Genomic DNA, 2,834 nt, shown 5'->3' with positions numbered 1-2,834 from the left:
AGACGGTGACCGTGGCTTGGAGCGAACAGGAAACCCGATTGCTGCTTCAGGAATCGCACCGGGCGTACAACACCGAGGTCAACGATCTGCTGCTAACCGCACTCGGCAGTGCATTATACAACTGGAGCGGGCAGAAGCGTGTACTGGTCAATCTGGAGGGTCATGGCCGGGAAGCCATCGTTCCAGATATCGACATCACACGTACGGTGGGCTGGTTTACAAGCCAATATCCCGTGCTGCTGGATGTGGATGGAACATCAGAAGTAGGACAGCGCATCAAGCAGGTAAAAGAGGACCTGCGTCATGTGCCGCGTAAGGGCATTGGCTACGGTATTCTGAAGTATATGTCTTCAGATGACGCCGATCCATTCTTAACTTTGCAGCCTGAGATCAGCTTTAACTATTTGGGTCAATTTGATCAGGACTTGGAACATGGAGAAATCACGCTGTCTTCACATCCAGGTGGAGAGCCGCTGAGTGACCGCACCGTGCTGGAGCAGCCGCTGAATGTGAACGGCATGATTACAGCAGGCGTGCTGACCTTGGAAATTCGCTATGACAGCCACGTATATCATCAGCAAAATGTAGAGAAGTTTGCCCGGCTGCTGCAGGAAAGCTTGCAGGAAGTAATCAAGCATTGCGCGTCTCAAGAGCGAAGTGAGCTAACGTCAAGCGATATCTTGTTTAAAGGCTTATCGTTGGAACAGCTGGAACAATTGACGAAACAAACGGCTTCTGTGGGTGAGCTGGAAAATGTGTATGCTCTTTCTCCGATGCAAAAGGGGATGCTGTTCCATAGCCTGATGGAACCGGACTCAGGCGCCTACTTCCAGCAAGCGTCGTTTGATCAGCACGGCAGCTTTGATGTCGCTATTTTCCGCAAGAGTCTGGATCTGCTGACACAGCGTCATGAAGCGCTGCGGACGAATTTCCATCGGTTTGAGACCGGACACGGTCAGGAGCCATTGCAGATGGTATTTCGTCACAAAGATAGCGACCTTTCTTTCAAAGATATACGCAAAATGCCGAAAGCAGAGCAACAGGCGTATATCCAGGAGTTGAAGCAGGAGGATCAAGCTCGGGGCTTTAATCTCGGTACGGATGCGCTGATGCGTGTACAGGTATTGCAGACCGATGAAGAAACGTATCACTTGGTCTGGAGCTTCCATCACATTATCATGGACGGCTGGTGCTTATCGCTCGTTACAGGGGAAGTATTTGGAACGTACTTTGCACTGCTGGAGCAGAAACAGCCGGAGCTTGCTCCGATCACACCGTATGGCCACTATATCGAATGGCTGGAGCGTCAGGATGAACATGCGGCAAAAGAGTATTGGAGCAGCTATTTAGCGGGCTTTGAACAGCAGACATTGCTGCCTGGATCGGATACTGCAACGAAAGATCACGTGGTGGACCGCAGGGAGCATACGGTATCCAAGGCAGCAAGCGACGAATATGTTTCTGAAAAAATAACGGTAGAGCTGGATCCAACGTGGAGCGAAGCCATGTACCGGATTGCCAAGCAGCAGCAGGTCACGATCAATACGCTGATGCAGAGTGTGTGGGGCGTTATTTTACAGAAATATAATAACAATGAGGATGTTGTGTTCGGCAGTGTGGTATCTGGACGTCCGACGGATATTGCCGGTGTAGAGCATATGATCGGTCTGTTCATTAATACGATACCGGTGCGGATTCAAAGTGAACGAAATGCCACGTTTGTGGACATTATGCGGAACACGCAGGAACAAGCGCTGGCCTCAGGAGTCTATGACAGCTTCCCGCTGTATGAAATTCAGGCGCTGACCGAGCAGAAGCAGCATCTGATCAACCACATTATGGTATTTGAAAATTATCCGGTGGAGGAGCAAGTCGAGCAGCTAGGCGAAGTTCGTCCGTCTGCATTTGAAATTACGAATGTAGAGGTGGTTGAGCAGACGAACTATGATCTGGACTTGATTGTGATGCCAGATGAAACCTTCCGCATCATGTTTAGGTACAACGCGAATGTGTACGACCGGACTACGATCGAGCGGATGCGGGGACATGTACTACATGTGATCGAGCAGATTATTGACCATCCGCATATCCGTGTGGATGAGCTGGAACTAGTGACAGCGGAAGAGCAAGCGCAAATCGTGCAGGTATGGGGAGATACAGCAGCAGCCTATCCGCAGGATCAAACGCTAAGCAGTCTGTTCGAGCAGCAGGCTGCGAATACGCCGGAGCAAGTGGCGGTGTTGTGCGGAGCGGAATCGTTGACCTACCGTGAGCTAAACGAGCGAGCCAACCGTCTGGCACGCACCTTGCGTGCGGAAGGAGTAGAACCGGATCAGCCTGTGGGCATTCTGGTCCACCGTTCACTGGACATGATCGTGGGCATCTATGCGATCCTCAAGGCCGGCGGAGCTTATGTGCCAATTGATCCGGAATATCCGGCTGACCGCATCCGCTTTATGCTGGAGGACTCAGGCGCGAAGCTGGTGCTGACGCAATCGCATCTGGCGGAGCAAGCATCGCTGAGTTTCAACGGCCAGGTGTTGGTGCTGGATCGTCAGGAGCAGGGTGGCAAGCACATTTATGACGAAGACGGTTCGAATCTGGAGCCCCTGGCCGGACCGCACCATGTTGCGTACGTCATCTATACGTCCGGCTCGACCGGAAAACCGAAGGGCGTCATGGTAGAGCACCATTCCGTGCTGAACCGGATTTTGTGGATGCATGATCGTTACGGCTTGAGCGCGGAAGATACCATTTTGCAAAAGACCGCCTTCACCTTCGACGTGTCGGTGTGGGAGCTGTTCTGGTGGTCGATGGTCGGCTCGAAGGTAAGC

Annotated in this window: 1 protein-coding gene; it reads left to right on the top strand. The window is 52.1% G+C overall.

The window, feature by feature from the left end:
* A partial coding sequence (locus AC5V8P_RS24890; RefSeq protein ID WP_495473990.1) for a condensation domain-containing protein occupies positions 1-2,834 on the top strand: 2,834 nt, incomplete at both ends.

The sequence above is a fragment of the Paenibacillus sp. N119s genome, from assembly GCF_059447605.1.
This window is presented reverse-complemented; position numbering and strand designations above follow the sequence as displayed.